Annotated in this window: 17 protein-coding genes and 1 tRNA gene; 11 read left to right on the top strand and 7 right to left on the bottom strand. The window is 71.3% G+C overall.

Annotated elements, in window-relative coordinates; genetic code table 11:
- The first annotated feature begins 315 nt into the window (after nucleotides 1-315).
- Nucleotides 316-990 carry an HAD family hydrolase gene (locus ACRX5W_RS06390; protein ID WP_436786955.1) on the top strand — a complete coding sequence of 225 codons (675 nt, stop codon included), beginning with the start codon at nucleotides 316-318 and terminating at the stop codon, nucleotides 988-990.
- A gap of 42 nt (nucleotides 991-1,032) precedes the next feature.
- Here ACRX5W_RS06390 and ACRX5W_RS06385 read toward each other — a convergent pair whose 3' ends face one another.
- On the bottom strand, nucleotides 1,033-2,043 hold the full coding sequence (locus ACRX5W_RS06385) for a transcriptional regulator (RefSeq protein ID WP_436786954.1): 1,011 nt from the start codon (nucleotides 2,041-2,043) through the stop codon (nucleotides 1,033-1,035).
- Nucleotides 2,044-2,589: 546 nt separating this feature from the next.
- Here ACRX5W_RS06385 and ACRX5W_RS06380 point away from each other — a divergent pair.
- Complete coding sequence (locus tag ACRX5W_RS06380) at nucleotides 2,590-3,027, top strand: hypothetical protein (protein ID WP_436786953.1); 438 nt, start codon at nucleotides 2,590-2,592, stop codon at nucleotides 3,025-3,027.
- 556 nt (nucleotides 3,028-3,583) lie between these two features.
- Nucleotides 3,584-3,919 (top strand): hypothetical protein, encoded by a 336-nt coding sequence (locus ACRX5W_RS06375; protein ID WP_436786952.1) that lies wholly within the window; start codon nucleotides 3,584-3,586, stop codon nucleotides 3,917-3,919.
- 14 nt (nucleotides 3,920-3,933) lie between these two features.
- Here the strand turns inward: ACRX5W_RS06375 and ACRX5W_RS06370 are convergent, their stop codons facing one another.
- From ACRX5W_RS06370 to ACRX5W_RS06355, 4 genes are all read right to left on the bottom strand, one after another.
- Entirely contained in the window at nucleotides 3,934-5,316 is a 1,383-nt protein-coding gene (locus ACRX5W_RS06370) for an AAA family ATPase (RefSeq protein WP_436786951.1), read from the bottom strand.
- Between the two features lie 49 nt (nucleotides 5,317-5,365).
- Nucleotides 5,366-6,922 carry a hypothetical protein gene (locus ACRX5W_RS06365; RefSeq protein ID WP_436786950.1) on the bottom strand — a complete coding sequence of 519 codons (1,557 nt, stop codon included), beginning with the start codon at nucleotides 6,920-6,922 and terminating at the stop codon, nucleotides 5,366-5,368.
- Nucleotides 6,919-8,115 carry a hypothetical protein gene (locus ACRX5W_RS06360; protein WP_436786949.1) on the bottom strand — a complete coding sequence of 399 codons (1,197 nt, stop codon included), beginning with the start codon at nucleotides 8,113-8,115 and terminating at the stop codon, nucleotides 6,919-6,921. The genes ACRX5W_RS06365 and ACRX5W_RS06360 overlap by 4 nt, the downstream gene beginning before the upstream one ends.
- Nucleotides 8,116-8,431: 316 nt before the next feature.
- Complete coding sequence (locus ACRX5W_RS06355; protein ID WP_436786948.1) at nucleotides 8,432-10,123, bottom strand: hypothetical protein; 1,692 nt, start codon at nucleotides 10,121-10,123, stop codon at nucleotides 8,432-8,434.
- A gap of 420 nt (nucleotides 10,124-10,543) precedes the next feature.
- Here ACRX5W_RS06355 and ACRX5W_RS06350 point away from each other — a divergent pair.
- Nucleotides 10,544-10,617: transfer RNA gene (locus tag ACRX5W_RS06350), tRNA-Lys, on the top strand.
- 616 nt (nucleotides 10,618-11,233) lie between these two features.
- On the top strand, nucleotides 11,234-12,238 hold the full coding sequence (locus ACRX5W_RS06345) for a hypothetical protein (RefSeq protein WP_436786947.1): 1,005 nt from the start codon (nucleotides 11,234-11,236) through the stop codon (nucleotides 12,236-12,238).
- Between the two features lie 463 nt (nucleotides 12,239-12,701).
- Here the strand turns inward: ACRX5W_RS06345 and ACRX5W_RS06340 are convergent, their stop codons facing one another.
- On the bottom strand, nucleotides 12,702-13,028 hold the full coding sequence (locus ACRX5W_RS06340; RefSeq protein ID WP_436786946.1) for a DUF1330 domain-containing protein: 327 nt from the start codon (nucleotides 13,026-13,028) through the stop codon (nucleotides 12,702-12,704).
- 110 nt (nucleotides 13,029-13,138) lie between these two features.
- Nucleotides 13,139-13,900, bottom strand: coding sequence for a group II truncated hemoglobin (locus tag ACRX5W_RS06335; RefSeq protein WP_436786945.1), 762 nt, complete (start codon nucleotides 13,898-13,900; stop codon nucleotides 13,139-13,141).
- A 478-nt stretch (nucleotides 13,901-14,378) separates the two neighbouring features.
- On the opposite strand from ACRX5W_RS06335, the gene ACRX5W_RS06330 reads away from it, so the two are divergent.
- The 6 genes from ACRX5W_RS06330 to ACRX5W_RS06305 are packed head-to-tail and all read left to right on the top strand — an operon-like array spanning nucleotide 14,379 to nucleotide 19,823.
- A complete protein-coding gene (locus tag ACRX5W_RS06330; protein ID WP_436786944.1) occupies nucleotides 14,379-15,803 on the top strand; it encodes an ATP-binding protein in 1,425 nt (474 codons plus the stop codon).
- Complete coding sequence (locus tag ACRX5W_RS06325; RefSeq protein WP_436786943.1) at nucleotides 15,800-16,207, top strand: roadblock/LC7 domain-containing protein; 408 nt, start codon at nucleotides 15,800-15,802, stop codon at nucleotides 16,205-16,207. Before ACRX5W_RS06330 ends, ACRX5W_RS06325 begins: the two co-directional genes overlap by 4 nt.
- Nucleotides 16,204-16,557, top strand: coding sequence for a DUF742 domain-containing protein (locus ACRX5W_RS06320; protein WP_436786942.1), 354 nt, complete (start codon nucleotides 16,204-16,206; stop codon nucleotides 16,555-16,557). Before ACRX5W_RS06325 ends, ACRX5W_RS06320 begins: the two co-directional genes overlap by 4 nt.
- Nucleotides 16,535-17,167, top strand: a complete 633-nt coding sequence (locus ACRX5W_RS06315; RefSeq protein ID WP_436786941.1) for a GTP-binding protein — start codon at nucleotides 16,535-16,537, stop codon at nucleotides 17,165-17,167. The genes ACRX5W_RS06320 and ACRX5W_RS06315 overlap by 23 nt, the downstream gene beginning before the upstream one ends.
- On the top strand, nucleotides 17,164-18,717 hold the full coding sequence (locus tag ACRX5W_RS06310; RefSeq protein WP_436786940.1) for a cytochrome P450: 1,554 nt from the start codon (nucleotides 17,164-17,166) through the stop codon (nucleotides 18,715-18,717). Before ACRX5W_RS06315 ends, ACRX5W_RS06310 begins: the two co-directional genes overlap by 4 nt.
- A complete protein-coding gene (locus ACRX5W_RS06305; RefSeq protein WP_436787498.1) occupies nucleotides 18,633-19,823 on the top strand; it encodes a cytochrome P450 family protein in 1,191 nt (396 codons plus the stop codon). Before ACRX5W_RS06310 ends, ACRX5W_RS06305 begins: the two co-directional genes overlap by 85 nt.
- Nucleotides 19,824-19,874: the final 51 nt, after the last annotated feature.

Below are 19,874 nucleotides of genomic sequence, written 5' to 3'. Positions count from 1 at the left end.
CAACCTCCGGTACGAAAAGTGGAACTGGTTCTACCATGGGGGGAACGCGTCCTCAATGCCCGCGCGAAACCGAAGAGGCAGCCGACACGGTGCGGCGTCTTCCCGCGCGCCCCGGCGCGCAGGGCGCCGGCGACCCCCGTGCGCCGGGCATGCGACGGGGCACGTGCGTCCGTGCTCCCTGCGAGGACGCGCGGTTCCCGCGTCCGAAAAGCCCGCGTCGCGATACCGTCTGGGAGGTCCCGCGCCCGGGTCACCCGAGTCGCGCCCGTCGGGGACCGGGATACGCGAGCGGCAATCGGGAGCGGGAGCAGTCTCATGAGGATCAACGCGGTGGTGTTCGACGTGGGCGAAACCCTGGTCGACGAGAGCCGTGAGTACGGAACATGGGCCGACTGGCTCGGGGTCCCCCGGCACACTTTCTCCGCGGTGTTCGGCATGGTGCTGGCCCAGGGGCTCGACTACCGCGAAACGTTCCAGCGCTTTCGCCCCGGATTCGACCTGGACTCGGAACGCGCCGCCCGGACCGCGGCCGGCAGACCCGAGTGGTTCGGCGAGGACGACCTCTACCAGGACGTGCGGCCGTGCCTGAAGGCCTTGCAGGGGATGGGCCTTTGGCTCGGTGTGGCGGGCAATCAGACGGTCAATGCGGGATCGATTTTGCGCGGCCTCGACTTGGGCGTCGACCTGATCGCCACCTCCGACGACTGGGGCGCGAACAAACCCGACGCGGCGTTCTTCGAGAGGCTGGTGGGCGAATGCCCTTTTCCCGCCGCGGAGATCCTCTACGTCGGCGACCGCCTGGACAACGACGTGCGGCCGGCGCACCGGGCGGGTCTGCGCACCGCGCACATCAGACGCGGGCCGTGGGGACTGCTGGTCGCGGCGGACACGGAACTGCGCGAGGTGGCGGACGTGTTGCTGACGTCCCTCGACGAACTGCCGGGCGAGATCGTGCGGTTGAGCGGCGGCAGCCGGGATCCCCGAGCGTGACGGTCTCGCCCGTGGCGGGGGCCGCCGGGCAACCCCCGGCGGTCAGGCGGCCGGGTCGGGGGACGAGGTCGCCTGACCGGCCGCCAGGCGGTCGTCGAGTTCCGCGACAAAGCGCTCGCCGGCCCACGGAGTGAGTGCGGCGCGTACCGTGCGCACGCGGTCCACGGCGGTCGCGTAGCCCTGGCGCTCGACCAGGTCGAGGACGTGGTGAAGCAGGCCGCACGCGTCCTCCGGCTCGCGGCCCGCCGCGGCGGCCGCGGCCAGATCGGCCAGGGTCACCGCGCGCTGCTTGTCTGCTTCCGGCGCGAGCCCGGCGAGGGTGCGGTGCAGGGCGGCCCTGGCCTGGTCGGCTCGTCCCGCGGCGAGTTCGGCGGCGCCGCGGAATCCGTCGAGTCGCGGGCCGGAGAACCAATCAAGCCACTCGGGTGTGCCGGCCGACGTGTTGTCGGACTGCACCGGGGCCAGGGTCTGGGCCGCCCGGTCGAGGAGCCGGAAGGCGCCGGACGGGTTGCCGAGCCGGACTTCGGCCTCGGAGGCCACCGCGTCGAGCCAGGCGTGGACGACCGGGCCGGCGCCGCCGCGCGACGCCTTGGCCCGGGCCGCGGCCAGACGACCGCGTGCCTCGCCGCCGCGCCCGGACCATGCGGGGGCGAAGGCCATGTGGCCGAGGACCGCGGCACCGAGGGCGCCGTCGTCGGCGGCGTCGGCCGCGGCGAGGGCGAGATCCTGCCAGGGCTCGACGCGCTCGACGCCGAGTTGCAGGTCGAAGAACGCTATGCGCGAGACCAGCAGCGCCGATTCCGCGAGCGCGGCGGCGACCCGGGAGTCGGGACGGCGGTTCATGAGACGGGCGCCGACGCGCACGTGGCGTGCGACTTTGGGCAGGAGGCGGGCGGGTTCGTGGGTCCAGTACTGCTCGCGGAGCCGGGTGGTCGTCCGGGCATACGCCGCGGGATCGACGCTGCCGGAGTCGGCCGCGGCACGGCGCGGCGCGGTCACCGGCGCGCCCGCGGCCAATCCGGCGGCACCGGCCAAGAAGCTACGTCGCTGCACCGCGTTCCTCCACGCGCGTCGGGGTGATGGGGCATGCCCGTACCGCTCCGCACCCGTTCGGCGTCGTCCGTGACCGTGCCGGTGGCGCTGCCAGTGACGGTGCCGGTGGCGGTGACGGTGACGCGCTTCGGTGACGGATCGCAGAAGGGAAAGGAGAGGAAGGCCTACCGGTTGTCGATCCTGGCCGCCTGGGGTCCTGTGCCGCCATCGAATCCGGCCTCTCCGCGGCCAAGAGTCCTCCGGGAGTCCTCCAGGAGTCCCCGGTGGCGACCTCGTCACAGACGGTGCCGACCTGATTGCATCGTTCTCAGGACGGCGGGAGGACGTCCTGGCACCACGTCAGGCCACCCGCCGGACATGCCGGACCCGGCTTCCGCGACAGGCGCCTGCCGCACCGGGCCGCACCGTCCGGCACCCGTCACCGCACGACCGGCTAGCTCCACCACGGTTCTCCGCACGACGGCCACCCGCCGAGCGGCTCGGAACCACGTCCCGGCCCCCGGTCCGGAACCACGGCCCGCGCACCGACGAGAGAGGACGCCTCCGTTGAACGCCGACGTCAACCGCACCAGGACGGCAGTGGTGCCGCAGGACCCGATCCGCAACCCCTACGCGCCACGCCTGGTCGCGGCGGGCGAGACGTTCGACGTGATCGAGGTCGAGGACCGGCTCGGCTTCGAGGCCCTCGGCGCCTTGTACGCGCACCGCGTCGCGGTCGGTCCGGTCATCTCGGACCGACGCTACCGGCGCATCGGGTTCCTGGTGCCCCCGGCCGCGGCCGCGCCCACGCCCCGGCAGCGCGCGGTCGGTCCGCGCCACCACGGGCGCGGCGCCTGGATCACGGTGCCGCCGGCCGACTGCGAGGACGGGCCCCTGGTGTGGCTGGTCCCGCCGAGCCCGGAAGGGCGTTTGACCGCGCTGCACCATGTGCGCGCGGCGATTGCGGAGGCGGCGCGCACGCTCGCCGACACCCGGGTCTCCTGACGACCCGGTCGACGGTCCCGCCCCCCGAGGCCCGGCTGCGGCGCCCGCGCGGCGCCCCCGAGGCCGGGGCCGAGGACCGAACCCATAGACGTACCGGCCGGGGTACCTGACTGAGCGGCTCCCCCTTGTCCGACTCGCCTCGGCCGGTACTGCACCACCGTGTGACGGTCGTGCCGTCGACGTGCGCCGGCATTCGTCGAGCTGCGTCGATGCTGTGCCTGCTTGCGTTGACCGTGCCGACGTGCACGAGTCATTCGGGGGGCGTGTCGCAACGAGCCCGTTCGCGTCCTTGCGCGGACCGCTTTTGCGGCCACGGCCTGTTCACGGCACGTTCGGACGTTCCCGGCCGCAACTCCTGCGTCCGCCAAGCGGATTGCCGGGTGCCGAGATGCGAACTTCTTTGTGTGTGCCAGAATTTGCCCGGTCCAGGTGGCTTGCACCGAATCGTGTCGGCATGATCGTGGTTACTCGTGGGTCACGTGCGTAGCGGCAACGACATTGGGCATGCCCACATCGTCGTCACGGGGGGCCGTCGCCACGCCAGGAGGAGCACGTCATGCCGCCAGAGCCGTCCAAGCCGCGCGTCCGACCAGCCCGGCTGTTGTTCGAGCCCCCGGTGTTCGAACGCGAAGAGGAGCGGTTCTTCGACCTGGACGACCTCACCGACCCGCTGGTGATGCTCGAACGGTCGACGCAGCTCGCGGAGGCCTTCCGTGCCGCTGCCGACAAAGCGGTCGACTACCAGGCGATAGCCGTCGCCAGGCTCGCCGACCGCAGGCGGTTCGACCGCCTGGAGCCCGCGCAGATTGCCGCGATGGCCGGCTGGAGCGAGGCGTACACCGTCAAGATGATCGAGTACGGTGACCGGCTGATCGCCAAGCGTGGCGACTGACGGGGCGGGGCCGGTCAGTCCAGCCTCACGCTGTTCTCGGCGAGTGTGGCGAGCACCGCCTGATTGGCCTCCCAGCCGTCCGGAAAGGACACCGGGAGGCCGAGGTGGACGGGCTCCGCGGACGGGTGGGCGTCCAGGAGTTCGGGGATTCCCGCGCGGGCGACGACAAGACACGCGTGCCGGTGCCGTGAGGCGAGCACACACAGGCGGCCGGTCTCCAGATGGAACGCCGTCGCGTCGCGCCGCCCCGACAACGGGTGCAGGAACACCGTGACGTCGAACTCCCTTCCCTGGAGCCGGTTCGCGGTGTCGACGACGATGTCCTCGGCGCCCGGGACCTCCGCGTTCAGCCGCAGGAGTGCCGCCTCGACGCGGGAGCGCTGCTCGCGGTGGCTCACGCCGACGGCGATGCGTGCGGCGTCCAAGCGGCTTTCGCCCCGCTCGGAGAGCGTCGTCCCTCGTCGGGCCAGCACACGGGAGGCCAACTCCGCGACGGTACGCACGGTTTCCTCGTCCGAGGGGAGCGTGAAAGCGGACGGCAGTTCGAGCAGGCCCCACCCGGAGTCCGCGGCCACGTCCACGACGCGGTCGTACGGATCGTGGCGGCGCGACGCCTCGAACGCCATTGCCCTCGTGCCGAGTTCGGTTCCCGAGCGGAACGGCGTGAAGGGGTAGAAAGCCTCCGAGACCAACGGTGCCGCGGTCGCGGGCAGGCGCCACGAGACGGGGAGCCGGTGCACCGGCAGATCCGGATTGTGGCGGCGCAACACGGCCACCGCACTTTGCGACGGGTCGTACGTCAGGCCGTGCCACTGGCCCGCATCAACCGTCGCGAACGGATCGAGCTGGCCCGGATCACCCACGAACAACGCCCGGTCGAACAAGCGCGCCACCAACAGCAGCGCGTCCGAACGCATTTGGTACGCCTCGTCGACGATCGCCCAGGCCCAGCGGCGGTCGTCCACCAGCGCCCACTTCGCCGCCGTGGCCACCACGACCTCGCACCCGTCGAGGTCCGCGGCCTTGCCCGCGATCTGCACCGGCTCGGCGAGTTCGTCGGTCGGCCGGTAATCGGCGGCGGACAGCCGGCCGAGCACCAGGTGGGGGTAGTCGTCCGCGAGCCGCACGAGAAGGTCGTCGACCTGGTTGTTGGTCTGCGCGACGATCATGAGCCGGTCTCCCCGCCCGGCGATCTCGGCGGCGGCCTTGACCACCAGCGTCGATTTGCCGGCGCCGGGCGGCGAGTCGACCACGACGCCCCGGTGGCGGCCGGACGCGAGGTCGGCGAGCACGGCGTCGGTCACCAGTGCGGCGGCGAGGGCGGGGTCCGCGTCATGGCCGCCGAACGACGCCGGGCCGGGGACGAAGCCCTCGTCGAGGGGCGTGGTCAGGGGCATCGCGGGGTCTCCCGAGTGGGGTGGCCGGGGTGTCGGGCAACGGTTGTCGTCACGACCACGGCTCCTCGGCCGCGGCGAGTTCGTCGGCGTCCGGTTCGCGCGAGGCCGTGGCCGCCTCCTCGCTGTCCTCGTCGCGTTCGACGGGCGGCTCGGGCGGGCCGCCGTGCGTCCACGGAGTCTCCTCCGGCGTCGGCCACTTCGGGCCGCCGCGGAATCCCGGCGCGACCAACGTCCAGCACAACACCTCCCCCGGCTCGGGGACGCTCCCCTCGTCCGGGGTCTTGCCTCGTCCCATGCCGCCGGTCAGTTCGAGCTGCACTTCGTGCATGCCGTCGGGCCCGTCCACCACACCGAGCAGCCTCGCCTTCGCCTTCGGCCGCTCCACGCACTCCAGCTCCGTCGCCGGCGGCAGCAGCGGCTCGTCGGCGGTGTGCACGACCAACAGCGGTCGCGGCCGGGCCTGCTTCCTCCCCGGCTCGACGACCTTGCGGTCCGCGTCGACCTCGGTGACGTGCCCGCGGAAGGCCTGACCCACGAGGCGCGCCTCGGCCATCAACAGCGGGTCGTCGCGCAGTTGTTCGTTTTCCAGCCGGGCCTGTGCCTGCTCACGGCGGACCAACTGCTGTGCCGCCGCGACCGCTCCGGGCACGCGCGGCTGCGGGCGTGAGTCGGGGCTCTCCAAATCCGCTGCGAAGAGGCTGTAAGACATGCGGTCGGTGTCCCAGCGTCCCGCGACGGACGCGCCCGCGGGCAGCGCGCGCAGCAATTCGATGCCGCGCCACACGCGATGCCAGGTCGGCATCAGCTCCGCACCCACGGCGTCGCGGATGCGCTCCTCGGCGCGCGCCACACTGTGCGGGTGGCCCGCGCGGGCGGCGGTGTCGAACGCGGCGATGAGCGGGGCCAGTTTCTCGTCGAACGCGGGTGCGGACGCGGGGCCTGCGGGCGGGGCGCCTTCCGCCTCGCGTGCGGTCTCGGCGCCGGTGCGGCCGGGCGCCGGGTCGATCCACCCCATCAGCGAGGCGAGTTCGTGGTCCTCCAGGTTGCTCTGCCCGGTGGCCCAGGTCTGGGTGAGCAGGTCCGTGAGGGCGAGCAGGACGCACGAGCCGGGCGTACGCGCGCGCTCGGCGAGCCAGGTCGTCCAGCGGCCGAGGAGGGGAACGTCCGGGTGCACGGCGTACTCGCCCTCGGTGCGCCGGAAACGGGTGGACCGGCCCAGCAGGCGCAGGTATTCGATGCCGCCCGTGGTGGGGACGATGAACTGCGGTGCGTCGAGCGTGCGTTCGTAGGGATCGTCGTTGCGGCGCTCGACCGTCTCGGTCTTGCCGAGGTGTTCGGTGAGGTACGGCAGCATCACCCTCGCGAGTTCGGCGACGTGGGCGAACCGCCGGCTGCGGTCACGCGGCTGCGGCACGACCAGCAGATGCGGCGCCGCGGGGTCGTCCCCGACCAGCGCCGCGAGGGGGGCGAACGCCTCGCCGGACATGCCGTAGGGCACGAACACGACGGGCCGGTCGGACAGGTACCGGTGCCGGACGGTCGCCGCGGGCTGCGCGTAACCGGTGGCGGCGGCACGCAGCCTGCCGAGAGCGCGCACCGCACTCACCGGACGACCTCCGGCTGGTCGCAGCCCGACCCGGCGAGCACTTCGCGCCGCAGTGCTTCCGCGCGCCGGAGCAGGCGGGCGATCTCCTCTTCACCGCGCGCCGGGGGGCACTTCCCGTCCGCGAGGTCCAACGCGCGCCCGACGTCGTCGATGCCGCCCAGCTCGCCGCGGATCGCGGTGCCGAGTGTGCCGACCAGGCCGCCGGCTCCGTGCCCGCTGTGGCAGGCGCGTGCCTCCGCCCGGCAGAAATACGCAAGTTCGCAGGTCGACAGGCAGTCGGGGAGGTACGCCGCGGGAACCGTGCGGACCGCGTCGGCCACCGCGGGCGGTCCGGCCTCCTCGGGGAGGTCGAACGTCAGACCGGCGGGCAGGAGCGCAAGGAGGTCGTCTGTGCGCGCCAGGCGCGCGATCCGGCGGCGGGTGACGGCGAGCTCCTTGCGAATGTCGAGGATCGCCGCCGTCGGCTGGTTCGAGAAGTCCTTGGGGCACACGAGCACGACATCGGTCGACACGACGTCGGCCGGATAACCGAGCTCCGCGATGGTCTGCCGAAGGGCGAGCACGTACACCGCGGCCTGACGCGCGGCGGACGCCAGCTTGCCCGGGTCCGCGCTGCCGTCGATCACCGAGAACGACTTGATCTCCACGATGTGCAGGCGGCCCGCGATCAGGCACGCCATGGCGTCGGGCTCCAGATACGCCCGGCTGCCCGCGACGTCGAGGGGCAGCAGCGGGTGGTCGAGAATCGTGCATACGCCGGGGCGCGCGGCTTCGAGCGTGCGCCGGAGCGCGGTCCGCGTGCGGCCCACCCGCTCCTCGCGCCCGGGGCGGCGGTCGTCCTGCGGAGCGTTGTCGGGCAGGTCGCCGCCGAGCTCGGCGTACTCGCCCCGGGCCAGGTCGTCGGCCGGGACGCCGAGCACATCGTGCAGCAACTCCCGCAGTCCCGCGCCGCCTTCTTCCTTGACCTGCGCCTCGAAGGCGTGTCCGCGCACGATGGCGAAGGGCGACTGGCCGTAGGCCATCGGAAAGCCGAGCCGAGCGGCGAGCACGGATTTGTCTACCCCGGCGGCGTCCATCACACCGCGTCGCGCACAGCCGGGGTTCGCGGCGAGCGCGGCCACCGTGCGCGCGTTGTGATTGCGCGTCGGCAACGACCCCCGCAGCAGGTCGAGTCGTGAGTCGGTGGTGCCCATGGCGTGGTGTGCGGCTCCGTACCGTCGTCGGGCTGATGCGGTCCCGCCACAGTGTGGCTCATGCGTATGACACGGCGGGCTGTACACCCGTTCCGATCTTCCTGGCGCGGCTTGCCCGGACCTCCGCATGGCGGCAGCAGCGACACCAAGGCCCTCACTGCGGACCGGAGATGGCCGTCACCGCCGACGGCGATGGTCGCGCGTACGCAGCGCGGTGCCCTGCCTCCTTGCGGCGGGGGCAAATGAGAAACGGGAAGCGGCAGCGGGGCCGGGTTCGACGCCGACCACAGCAATACCGTGCACCGCCGCGCGCCCGTCAGGACAGCCTCGGCGGTTGCTCTTCCTCCCCGCCCTCCACATTCTGCCAAGCAGCCAGCTCCTCATCGAGTCGCCTGATGCACTGCGCGTTCTTGAAGGGTTCGAGGCTGCCCCGTACTTCCCAAATGCGGTCCATCGCCGTCGCATACCACTGCCTCGTCAGCGCGTCGAGGGCCCGCGACAGCATGCCGCTCGCCTCGTCCACATCACCGCTGGCCGCCGCGACACGCGCCAGATCGGCGCACGTCACGGCCTGTTGCTTCGCCGCGGAGGCGGGGAGATCGCCGAGGGCATCCGTCAGCGCCTCACGGGCCGCGTCGTACCGCTTGGCCGCCAACTCCGCGCCGCCGCGGAAACCCCACAGCCGAGCCGAGTCGAAGAAGTCGAGCCAGGCCGGGACTTCGTTCTCGTCCGGGTGGCACAGCAGGTCTTCGGCGCGGTCCATCAGCCGCAGCGCGATGTCCTTGTCCCCGACCAGCGACTCGATCTCGGCGTTGACGGCGCACAACCACGACCGCATGAGCGCCGGAGCGCCCGCATCCGCGAGTGCGCCGACGTGGTTCGCCCTGGCGATGAGCGCGCGCGCCTCCCCCGTGCGCCCGTTGAACGCCGGCATGAACGCTTGATGCGCGAACACCGCCTGCCGCAGCAGGGGTTCCTGCGCTTCGTACGCCGCCTGCTCGGCCAGCTGGTAGAAGCGGCGGGCGTACAACTCGTTGCCCAGGTCGAAGAACGCGATCCGCCCCGCGAGCATCGCCGTCTCCGACACCGATGCCGCCAACACGCGGCGCGGCCGGGAGGGGCCGGGGGCCTTCAGCAGCTTGTCCCCCAGCAGCACGTGGCTGACGACCGGGTCGTACGTCATCAGCGCGGGCGCGACCCAGTACATCTGCCGGTACGAGGCCGTGAGCCGCGCATACTGGTCGGCCACCGGTGAACCGAGCCGCCCCGTACGCCCCGGCGCGGGCACCAGGTCGGTGAGATCGGGCAGGCCGCCCACCCGCTCCTCGCGGTCGACGGCACGCAGCAGGGCAGGAGTCGACGCCCGAGGGCGCTCCCCGGGCGGACGCGGCACCGGGCCCGCCTGCCCCGGCAGGATCAACCCCGACGGGCGAAGCGACGACGGCGGCGGGAGCGTATCCGCGCGCGGCTCCACCTTGTGCATGGGCTCGGGCATCAGGCCGGGGGCCGGCGCCGAACCGGGGGGCGGGGGCACCGCACGCCGTAAGGTGCCGTTCTGCGGCTGAGGGGCACGACCGTTCCCCGGCTGCCCCTCGCCGACGCGCGGAGTGATGCGGTAGCGCCCGGGCCGGGAAGGCGAACGCGGCACATCCGCGGAGCCGTTGAGGGCCCCGCCGTACGCCCGCGGCTGCTGGGGTGGCACCGTGGGCGGGGGCGGCGCGGCATCGAGGTCCGCCTGCCAGGGCGGAGTGAACCCGAGGTCGGCGAGGGGCCGACCGAACAGCTCCTGCAATACCTTCTGATAATCAGGCGTGGGCCACGGCGGGTCCGCACTCTCCCAGCGCCGCACCTGGCGCACGCTCACGGCCAGCCGAAGACCGCATTCGAGAGCCTTCTTCTCGAACGCGTCGGCGAGCTGCTGCTGCGAAACCCAGCCCATGGCATGCCGCAGCGCCTTGAGACGGACGTTGCCGGACGCAGAGGAGCCGCCACCCTGCCGTATGGCCATCGGCGTCCTCCCCAGAGATGCACGGCCCACGGGTTCGGTCCGTCAGCGCAGACGAAGCCGAGCATGGCGGGCCGTGATCCTGACGGTACCCGTCGTGAGCTGTCCGCGGGGACCACTTTGCACATGTCCGGAAACCGGCGCCACCCCCGCGTCCCCCGCCATCGCGTCTTCCGGGCCGCTCCCCACACCCCACCATCACGCCCACAACCAGCGAATACGTGCTCAACCGCCCCCGCACGACCCCGTGCCCCCGCACCACCGCAACGCCCCCGCCCCCCAGGAAACGCCCACGCAAAATCACCCTCCTTCCCCTCCCCGCACCCCGGCACGCACGCCCCGCCCCCGCACCTCCGCACGCGGCCCCGGGATCCAATTTCTTGATCCCCACCCCGCCCTGCTAACCTCTACACATCGCAACAGGCGCCGCTAGCTCAGTTGGTTAGAGCAGCTGACTCTTAATCAGCGGGTCCGGGGTTCGAGTCCCTGGCGGCGCACTCAGCAGAGCGATACCCGATGAGGGCGTTCTCGGTCTCCCGAGAACGCCCTCATCGGTTTTCCTCACCGCCCGCGCTGATCAGCGCGGGCGGCTGGGGGCCGGCTTCGGATTGGTGATTGTCGGCGGGGCTGTGACCACCTGGCGCCGTTCCTCTGCGGTGAGGTCCGCGAGCGTTCGAAAACCTCGCGTTTGTCGGCCGCGGCCTCTTCGACCGATTCGAGCGGCGCAGCCGTCCCGGCGCTTCGGTGTCCTGGACATCGAGGTGGAATTGGACCCGCCGCTGCCGGTCGGCGCGCGACCGGTCGATACAGGAGCACCGGCCGCGACCGCCTCCCACACCGCGTTGCCCCACCGCGCCGGCCCATCTGTCGACGAACAACTGCGGTTTCTCTCCGTCGTCCACCGGACGCGCCCCCTTCGATCGCCAGCCGTACGGCGGTCGCCGTGGCGCCCGCCGAGTCGGTTCCCGCTCCGGGGCTGCCGGCGGGACGTCGCGCTGCCCACAGATGGGTTGATACCCATACCCCCTAGGGGTAATGTGAGTGGCGTAGGGGCGATGCTCGGGGTCTGCGGGCGGATTGCTTGCCGTCCGGTCATGTTCAAGGAGTGCGGCGATGAATACGGTCACTCGTGTTGGTGCGTACGGTGCTTGCGTCGCTCTGGCGTTCGGGGCGGCGTTCGGTGTCGGGAGCGCGGTGGAGCCGGTGCGGGACGGGAAGCGTTCCGGGCACGGGCACGGCGAGACCGCCGCCGCCTCGCCGGACGGAGGGGCCGAGCCTGCCGCGGTGGGCGGACTACAGGTGTCCGAGCGCGGTTACACGCTGGTGCCGCAGGCCGAGCCGTTGCGCGTGGGGGTCGCCGAGGATTTCCGGTTCCGGATCGTGGGTCCGGACGGTGCTCCGTGGACGCGTTACGAGCGTTCGCATGAGAAGGACCTGCATCTCATCGTCGCCCGGCGCGATCTGTCGGGCTTCCAGCACGTGCACCCGGTGCTCGGCTCGGACGGGACGTGGTCGGTGCCGCTGACCTTCGCGGAGGCGGGCGACTACCGGATCTTCGCGGACTTCGTGCCTGCGGGCGATCCTGCCGGCGGTCTGACGCTGGGTGCAGATGTCTCGGTGTCGGGCGGTGAGTATCGCGCGACACCGCTGCCCGTGCCCGCGCGGACCGCCGAGGTGGACGGATACACGGTCACGCTGGACGGCGAACTGACCACGGCGGACAGCTTGTTGACACTGTCGGTCAGCAAGGGCGGCGTTCCGGTGACCGACTTGCAGCCCTACCTGGGGGCTTACGGGCACTTGGTCGCACTGCGTCAGGGCGACCTCGGTTACCTGCACGTCCACCCGCAGGGCGAACCGGGCGACGGCAAGACGGCGGCCGGCCCGGGCATCGGGTTCCACGCGCAGGCCCCGAGCCCCGGCAGCTACCGCCTCTACCTGGACTTCCAGCACGAAGGCGTGGTGCGGACAGCCGAGTTCACCGTGACGGTGGGTGCGTCCGCCCAGTCGGCACCACAGCCGTCACCGGCCTCCCCGACGTCTGTGCCTGCGACCCCGCTCCCGGGCAACTCGCCGTCGGGTGCCGGGGAGGAGGAGCACGGGGACCACGCGCACTGAGTGCGGCTCGTGGAACCGGAGAGGTGCCCGTAGGCCGAGCCGGTGGCGACAACGGTGTTGACTGTGCGCCCAATGTGACTCGCGGTGACGCTGATCACGGGCAACCAAGAGACGATGGAAAATCCGACATTTTTCTGAAAACGGTCTTGTCGCCCGTAGGGGCGCGGCGTAACTTGGGAAGTGGCCTGCGGGGCGAGCGAGGGAGCTTGATCGGAAGACTCGGAGAGAGTGGGCACCATGACTCTCATCGAGGACGGAAGGTCCGGCTGAGAGGCCGCGACGTCGAAGGTGACGAAGTGGCGACCCCTGGCACCTGATCCGGACAATGCCGGCGACAGGGAGCCCACCTCGCAGGTCTTTTCTTGTGTCCGCGCCCGTTGCGCGTGCGCGGCTCGGCTGGTGTTCGGGTGGGAACCTCCTTGAGCGAAGGGGAAGGCCACCCACCCGGTTCACCCCGAGAGATTCACTGGCCCGCCACCATGTCGGCCGCGCGGTAGTCGGGACCCACGCCCTCGACGATCGCGGCACCGCCGTCGGAGTTGGCGACGCGCAGGTGGAGGATTTCCTGGTAGCCCTCCGAGTGGTACCAGGCCTTGGCCCGCTCGACCGACGGGAACTCGATGATCACGAGGACGCCTTCGAAGCTCCCGTCGAGGACCTCGGGCGTCTTCCCGTGGACGATGAAGCGGCCGTCGTACGGCGGCAGTGTCGCGTCGATCTTGCGCAGGTAGGTGACGATGTCGGCGTTGAAGTCGACGGAGCGCAGGTGGGCGAAAGCGTAGGCGGTCATCGGGTCCTCCTGGGTTTGTTCCGGCAGTCCAGGACGCTACGCGCGCACGGCGTACCCGGAATCGGTCGCGCATCGGTAATCCGCGCTGCCGCTGCCCGCCTCCCCCGTGGCTACCCCCGGTACGGCGGCGTGAGTGCCCAGTTCCAGCGCGGCATCGGCGCCTCGGTCAGGGGCGGCGGGTTGGGGCCGGAGTAGAGGATCGCCATGCGCGTGCCCCACTCCAGGTAGTAGGCGAAGACCGCGCGGAACTCGGGGTCGGCGGGGAGCCCCACCTCATCGGCGGTGTCGCACAGCAGCGCGACCCAGCGGCGCCGTTGTTCCTCGGTGATGCCCCTGCCGATGTGCTTGGCGGCCATGTGGCGGTGGCCGCCGTGGTCGGCGCTGTATGCGGCCGGGCCGCCGAAGACTTCGCCGAGCCACAGCGCGACATGCCGGGCGTGGTGTTCGTCCATGTCGGCGAAGACGGGCGCGAGCAGTTCGTCGTCGGCCACCCGCGCGTAGAACTTGGTGAACAGGCGTTCGAGCGCGGGGGCGCCGCCCGCCCACTCGTACAGCGTGGGGTTCGAGCCGCCGGTGCCGACGACTTCGGTGGCCTCGTAATGCCGCATCTCCTGGATCGCGGTGACGTATGGCTTGATCTCGGCGAAGAACGCCGGGAAGTGCTCGCCGGCACGGAAGCCCTCCAAGTGGTCGGCGGCGGAGGTCCAGCGGATCCGCAGGATGTACGCGCCGGCTTCCTCGGTGCACCGCGTCAGTTCGTAGTCCACACACTGCGGGGACGCACGCAATGATGCCGCCGCTCGCGCGTACGCGGCCTCGAACTCGGCGGTGTTCGGCTCGGCAATGGTGTAGCGGATGTATTCGACAATCATCGTCTCTTGCCTCTGCTCTCGTCGTGACAGTCGGCTCGGCCCTGGCAACCTCGGGCTCACGACGATGATTCCGCCGGGGCGTTCGGATCGTCCGGGTCCGGCCTTCGTTCCGCGCTCGGCGAACAGCTGTGGCACACAGGCCGGTTGGTGCACCCGCCGATGCCGGTGAACGAGAACACGTTCCCCGATCAATTTTCGGGCAACCGAACGGGCGTTCCATTACGCCGTGTTCACCCTCGTCGACAAGGCCTCCGCACGCCGCGTGGGAGCGTTTTCACGCAGATCAGGGGGCGGTGCCCGCAGTCGCCTCCCGCGCGGACCCGGCGGCCGGTTGAGACCGGAAAATTCACAGGCATTGTCCGTTCATACCCGACAAAGACCAATTCCCGTACCGCTTACGACCTCTGACTGGTCGTAATTGCTCGCATTAGGATGGGGCCGCTTTGCCCGCCCGTCCCAAGGCCCTTCCGAGGATCCGATGACAGATAGCGTTCCGTCCCCGGTGTTCTGGTGTCTGGTCGCGGCGACGATCGTGCTTGCCGCCCTGCTGATCCGCGTCGCGCTGACCGCGTCGGCACGCAGACGCACCATCGCCGAGCTTGAGGCGGCCGTCGAGGCCCGTGACACCGGCCTGCGGCACATGGTCGAGGCACGACTGCCCTTGTTGGAGCAGGCGCGTCCGCCCGCGCCCAAGGCACTCGACCCTCGCCTGGAGGGCACGTCGTACGCGCTGAGCGTGCACCTCATCGAGGAGACCTTCGCCGGTGCGGTGAGCAGGGCCCGGGTACGCGCCGACCAGTCCGCGAAGGCTGCGCTGAAGGGTGCGATGCGTGCCCTCCAGGGCCTGGCACACGAGCAGCAGCTCTCGATATCGGACATGCAGGAACGCCACGACCACCCCGACGTACTCGGCGGCCTGCTCGAAATCGACCACGCCAACGCGCAGTTCGGCCGCCGCGCGCAGGCGATCGCCGTGCTGTGCGGTTCGTGGCCGGGCCGACAGCGCGCCGCCTCCCCACTTGTCGACGTCGCGCGCGGGGCGAAGTCGCGCATCCGCGACTACCGGCGCGTCCAGGTCCACGCGCAGGTCGAGACCGCCGTGGTCAGCCGCGCAGTCGAGCCGGTGGTGCTCGCGGTCGCCGAACTCCTCGACAACGCCGCGCGGCATTCGCAGCCGAACACGACGGTCGAGGTCAACATCCAGCCCGCGCACAACGGTGCCTGCATCGTCATCGACGACGCCGGTGTCGGTATGAACGACCAGGAGATCCAGCAGGCTTCGCGGTGGCTGGAGGGGCAGACAGCCGTCGACATCAACCGCCTGGGCGACCCGCCGCAGTTCGGATTCCCGGTGATCGGCGTGCTCGCCGAGCGGTACGGCTTCCGCGTCTCGGTGGACACGCGTTCCCCGTACGGCGGTGTGCGGGCCGTCCTGTTCCTGCCCAAGGCGCTGCTCACCCACCTGACCCCGGACGACGGGGTCGGAGTCGTACGTGAGGTCCGCGGGCCGTCCGCCGCCGCACCGAGCCCGGCACCCGCGGCGTCCGCTCCGGCCCCGTCGGCCGCGGACATCGTCGGCTCGACCGCCGGCGGGCTCCCCAAGCGCCGCCGCCGGGACGCCGCCGCGACGGACGCCGGAGCCTCCGGCGGAGTTACGGCCGGCTCCGACGAGTCGACCGACACCGGCGGGCGCTCCGTCCACGAGACCGCTTCCCGCATGGGCGCGTTCGCACGGGGCACGCGCTCCGGGCGGGCTGCCGTCCAACGCGTCAACGGCCATGACGCGAACACAGCGGCGGGCAGCGTGCCCGCCGGAACCGAAGACCCGACCGACACGACCGACACGGCCGCCCCGGAGGCCCTCCACGGCGACGACCAGGACAAGGGGATCACGCAGCGATGAACGAGCACGGTGAAAACGACCTCGGGTGGATGCTGGACGAGGCCCTGCGCGTCCCCGAGGCGCGGCACGCGATCCTGCTGTCCGCCGACGGCATGCTCCGCGCCCACTCGCGCGGCATCCACCGCGACGAAGCCGACCGGCAGGCCGCGGCGCTGTCCGGGCTCCAGTCCATCAGCCGCAGCACCTCGGAGTTCGCCGGCCCGGCGGAGACCCCGTGGCGCCAGACCCTGGTCGAGTTCGACGGCGGGTACGTGTTCCTCGTGGCGGCGGGGCCGGGTGCGTACCTGGCCGTGTCGGCGTCCGAGAACGTCGACATGGAAGCCGTGACGTATGCGATGCAGAAGCTCGTGGACCGACTTGGCAAGGAGATGACCAGTCCGCCGCGTCAGGGGATCCGGGCATGAACAACCGGCGCGGCAAGGGGCTCGTCCGCCCGTACGTCGTCACCGACGGCCGCGCGCACCCCAGCCGCAACACCTTCGACCTGGTCACTCTCGTCCTGGCGACGCAGAACGCCCCGACGTCCGGGCTCAGCCCGGAGAAGCGCCGGCTGGTCGAACTGTGCCGCCCCGGCTCGCTGTCGGTCGCCGAGGTCGCGGGGCATCTCGCGCTGCCGGTGAGCGTCGTCAAGGTGCTGCTCGCGGACCTCGTCGACTCCGGGCACATCCTTACGCGCGCCCCCATTCCCAAGGCCGAACTCCCCGAGGCCAAGCTGCTTCAGGAGGTGCTTGATGGACTCCGCGCTCGCCTCTGACGTGCGCTCGGCTTCCGCCGACAGTGCGATGTATCTGCGGCCCAGCGTGCGAACGTCGGTGAAGCTGCTGGTCGTCGGCCACTTCGCGGTGGGCAAGACGACGTTCGTCAGCACGCTGTCGGAAATACGGCCGCTGCACACCGAGGAGAAGCTGACGCAGGCCGGGGCCCTGGTCGACGATCTCCGCGGCGTGCCGGACAAGACCACCACCACGGTCGCCATGGACTTCGGCCGCCTGACGCTCAACGACCAACTCGTCCTCTACCTGTTCGGCGCCCCGGGGCAGCAGCGCTTCACGCGCCTGTGGCAGGACATGACGCGTGGCGCGCTCGGCGCGCTGGTGCTCGCCGACACCCGCCGCCTCGACCAGTCCTTCGAGGTGATGGGCGTGTTGGAGGAGCACGGCCTGCCGTACGCCGTGGCGATGAACCAGTTCCCCGACTCGCCGCACCACACGGAGGGCGAGATCCGCGAGGCGCTCGACCTGCTCCCCGAGACGCCGCTGGTGTTCTGCGACGCCCGCGACGAACGGTCGTCCACCGAGGCGTTGATCGCCCTTGTCGAGTACCTCCTCACCCGCACCGGCACCCCCCAGGAGTCAGCCAGTTGACCGACAGATCCCATGACGGCACCGCCACCGCCGAGTCCGCGCCCGAGGCCACCCCGCCGCCCGGCTGCCCCGCCCACGGCCTCGCCGGAGTGCCGTTGTACGGACCGGAGTTCGCGAAGGACCCGGCCGCGGTCTACGCCCGCCTGCGGCAGGACCACGGCGCCGTCGCGCCGGTCCTGTTGGGCGAGGACGTCGAGGCCTCGTTGGTGGTGTCGTACGACGCGGCGCTGCAACTGCTGCGCAGCCCGGACACGTTCGGCAAGGACCCGCGCCGCTGGAAGGCGGTGAACGACGGCCGGATCGCACCGGACAACCCGCTGTTGCCGATGATGGGTCACCGCCCCAACGCCCTTTTCACCGAGGGCGAGGAGCATGCCCGCTACCGCGCGGCCATCAGCGACAGCCTCGACCGGATCGACTCGTTCGAGCTGCGCGACTACGTCGAACGCAGCGCCGACCGGCTGATCGACGGTTTCGCCGCCGACGGCAAGGTCGACCTGCGGCGCGAATACGCACTGACGGTCCCGGTGTTGGTGTTCATGGAGATGTTCGGCTGCCCGCCGGCCATCGCCGAGAAGCTGGTGCGCGGCATGACCGGGATCTTCGACGTCACCGACGCCGAGGCGTCCAACGCGCTGCTGGCCGAGGGCACCTTCGAACTCGTGGCGTTGAAGCGGGAGAAGCCCGGAGCCGACGTGACGTCGTGGCTGATCGCTCATCCGGCTGAGCTCAGCGACGAGGAGATGGTCCATCAACTGGCGCTGCTCATGGGCGCCGGCACCGAGCCGCAGCAGAACCTGATCGCGAACAGCCTGCTCCTGCTGCTCTCCGACGAGCGGTTCGCGGGCGACCTGGCCGGCGGCAACATGCCGATCGAGGACGCGCTCGACGAAGTGCTGTGGACCGACCCGCCGATGGCGAACTACGGCGTGCATTTCCCGCTGCACGACGTCGACTTGGCCGGCGTACGCCTGCGTGAGGGCGAGCCGGTCGTGGTCAGTTTCGCGGCGGCCAACACCGACCCCGCGCTGGCCGGCGGCCAGCGGGCCGGTAACCGCGCGCATCTCGCGTGGAGTGCGGGCCCGCACGCGTGTCCCGCCAAGGACAGCGCCCGATTGATCGCCTCGGTCGCGATCGAACGCCTGCTGGATCGTCTGCCGGACCTGGAGTTGGCCGTCCCCGCCGACCAACTACGCTGGCGCCCGGGGCCGTTCCACCGGGCACTGGCTGAACTGCCGGTGACTTTCCCGCCGGTACAGCCCTTTGCGGCGTCAACGCCGCTGCTGGCCGCATCGGGACAGGAGTCCGCCGCGCCACGGCCTCTTCCGCCGCAATCTGCCGCACAGTCCGCATCGCAGCTTGGAGACAACGCGTGGTCGAGCAGTCAAGGCAGCCGGGCCGAGTCGGCGGGTCCGGCCGATCCGACGAATCCACCCCCTACGTCATCGACGCCGCAGGAAACGACATCCACGGCGAGCACGCCAAGCTCCGCGCCCGAGGTCCCGCAACGCTGGTGGCACTCCCTGGCGGCGTGGAGGCGTGGGCGGTAACCAGCCAGGACCTGATCAAGAGCCTGTTGACCGACCCGCGCGTGTCGAAGGACACCCGGCAGCACTGGCCGGCGTGGATCAACGGCGAGATCCCGGCGGACTGGCCGCTGCAGATCTGGGTCTCGGTCCAGAACATGTTCACGGCGTACGGCGGCGACCACAAACGCCTGCGCAACATCGTCTCGAAGGCGTTCACGGCACGGCGTACGGCCGCGCTGCAACCGCGCGTCGAGGAGCTGACCGCGACGCTGCTGGACCGCATCGCCGCCACGCCGGACGGTGAATACCCGGATCTGCGAAGGGATTTCGCATACCCGCTGCCGATCAACGTGATCTGTGAGCTGTTCGGCGTGGCCGACGAGTCGAAGCCCGCCCTGCACGCGGCCGTCGACACCATCTTCCGCACCACCGCGACCGCGGAGGAGATCACCGCGTCCCAGGTCAGCGTCTACGGGATCCTCACCACGCTCATCGCGGAGAAGCGTGAGAACCCCGGCGACGACCTCACCTCGGGCCTCATCACGGCCCGCGACGAGGCCGCCGACGGCGACGCGGCGACGCTGAGCGAGAGCGAACTCGTCGACACGCTGCTGCTGATGCTCTCGGCGGGCCACGAGACCACGGTCAACCTGCTCGACAACGCGATCCACGCGCTGCTGACGCAACCCGACCAACTGGCGCTCGTACGCTCGGGCGAGGCGTCGTGGGACGACGTCATCGAGGAGACCCTGCGCGCGGAAGCGCCCGTGGCCAACCTGCCGCTGCGCTACGCGGTCGCCGACATCGACGTGGGCGACGGCGTGGTGATCCGCCAGGGCGAGCCGATCCTGATCGCCTACGGCGCCGCCGGCCGCGACCCGGCGGTGCACGGCGACACGGCCGACACGTACGACCTCACGCGGGCCGACAAGGACCATCTCTCGTTCGGCCACGGCGCGCACTTCTGCCTGGGCGCCCCCCTGGCCCGCCTTGAGGCCCGCATCGCCCTGCCCGCCCTGTTCGAGCGCTTCCCGGACCTGGCGCTCGCGGTGCCGGCCGAAGAGCTGGAGCCGATGGAGTCGTTCATCTCCAACGGACACAAGTCCCTTCCGGTGCGCCTCGCCTGACGGGACACCGACACCGCCGGCCGGAGGGCGGGGCACCCGTGACGGGTGCCC

This window comes from Yinghuangia sp. YIM S10712 (assembly GCF_051388935.1).
Lineage (GTDB): Bacteria > Actinomycetota > Actinomycetes > Streptomycetales > Streptomycetaceae > Yinghuangia.
Note: the sequence above shows the minus strand (reverse complement) of the source record. Positions and strands in the feature narration are given on the sequence as shown.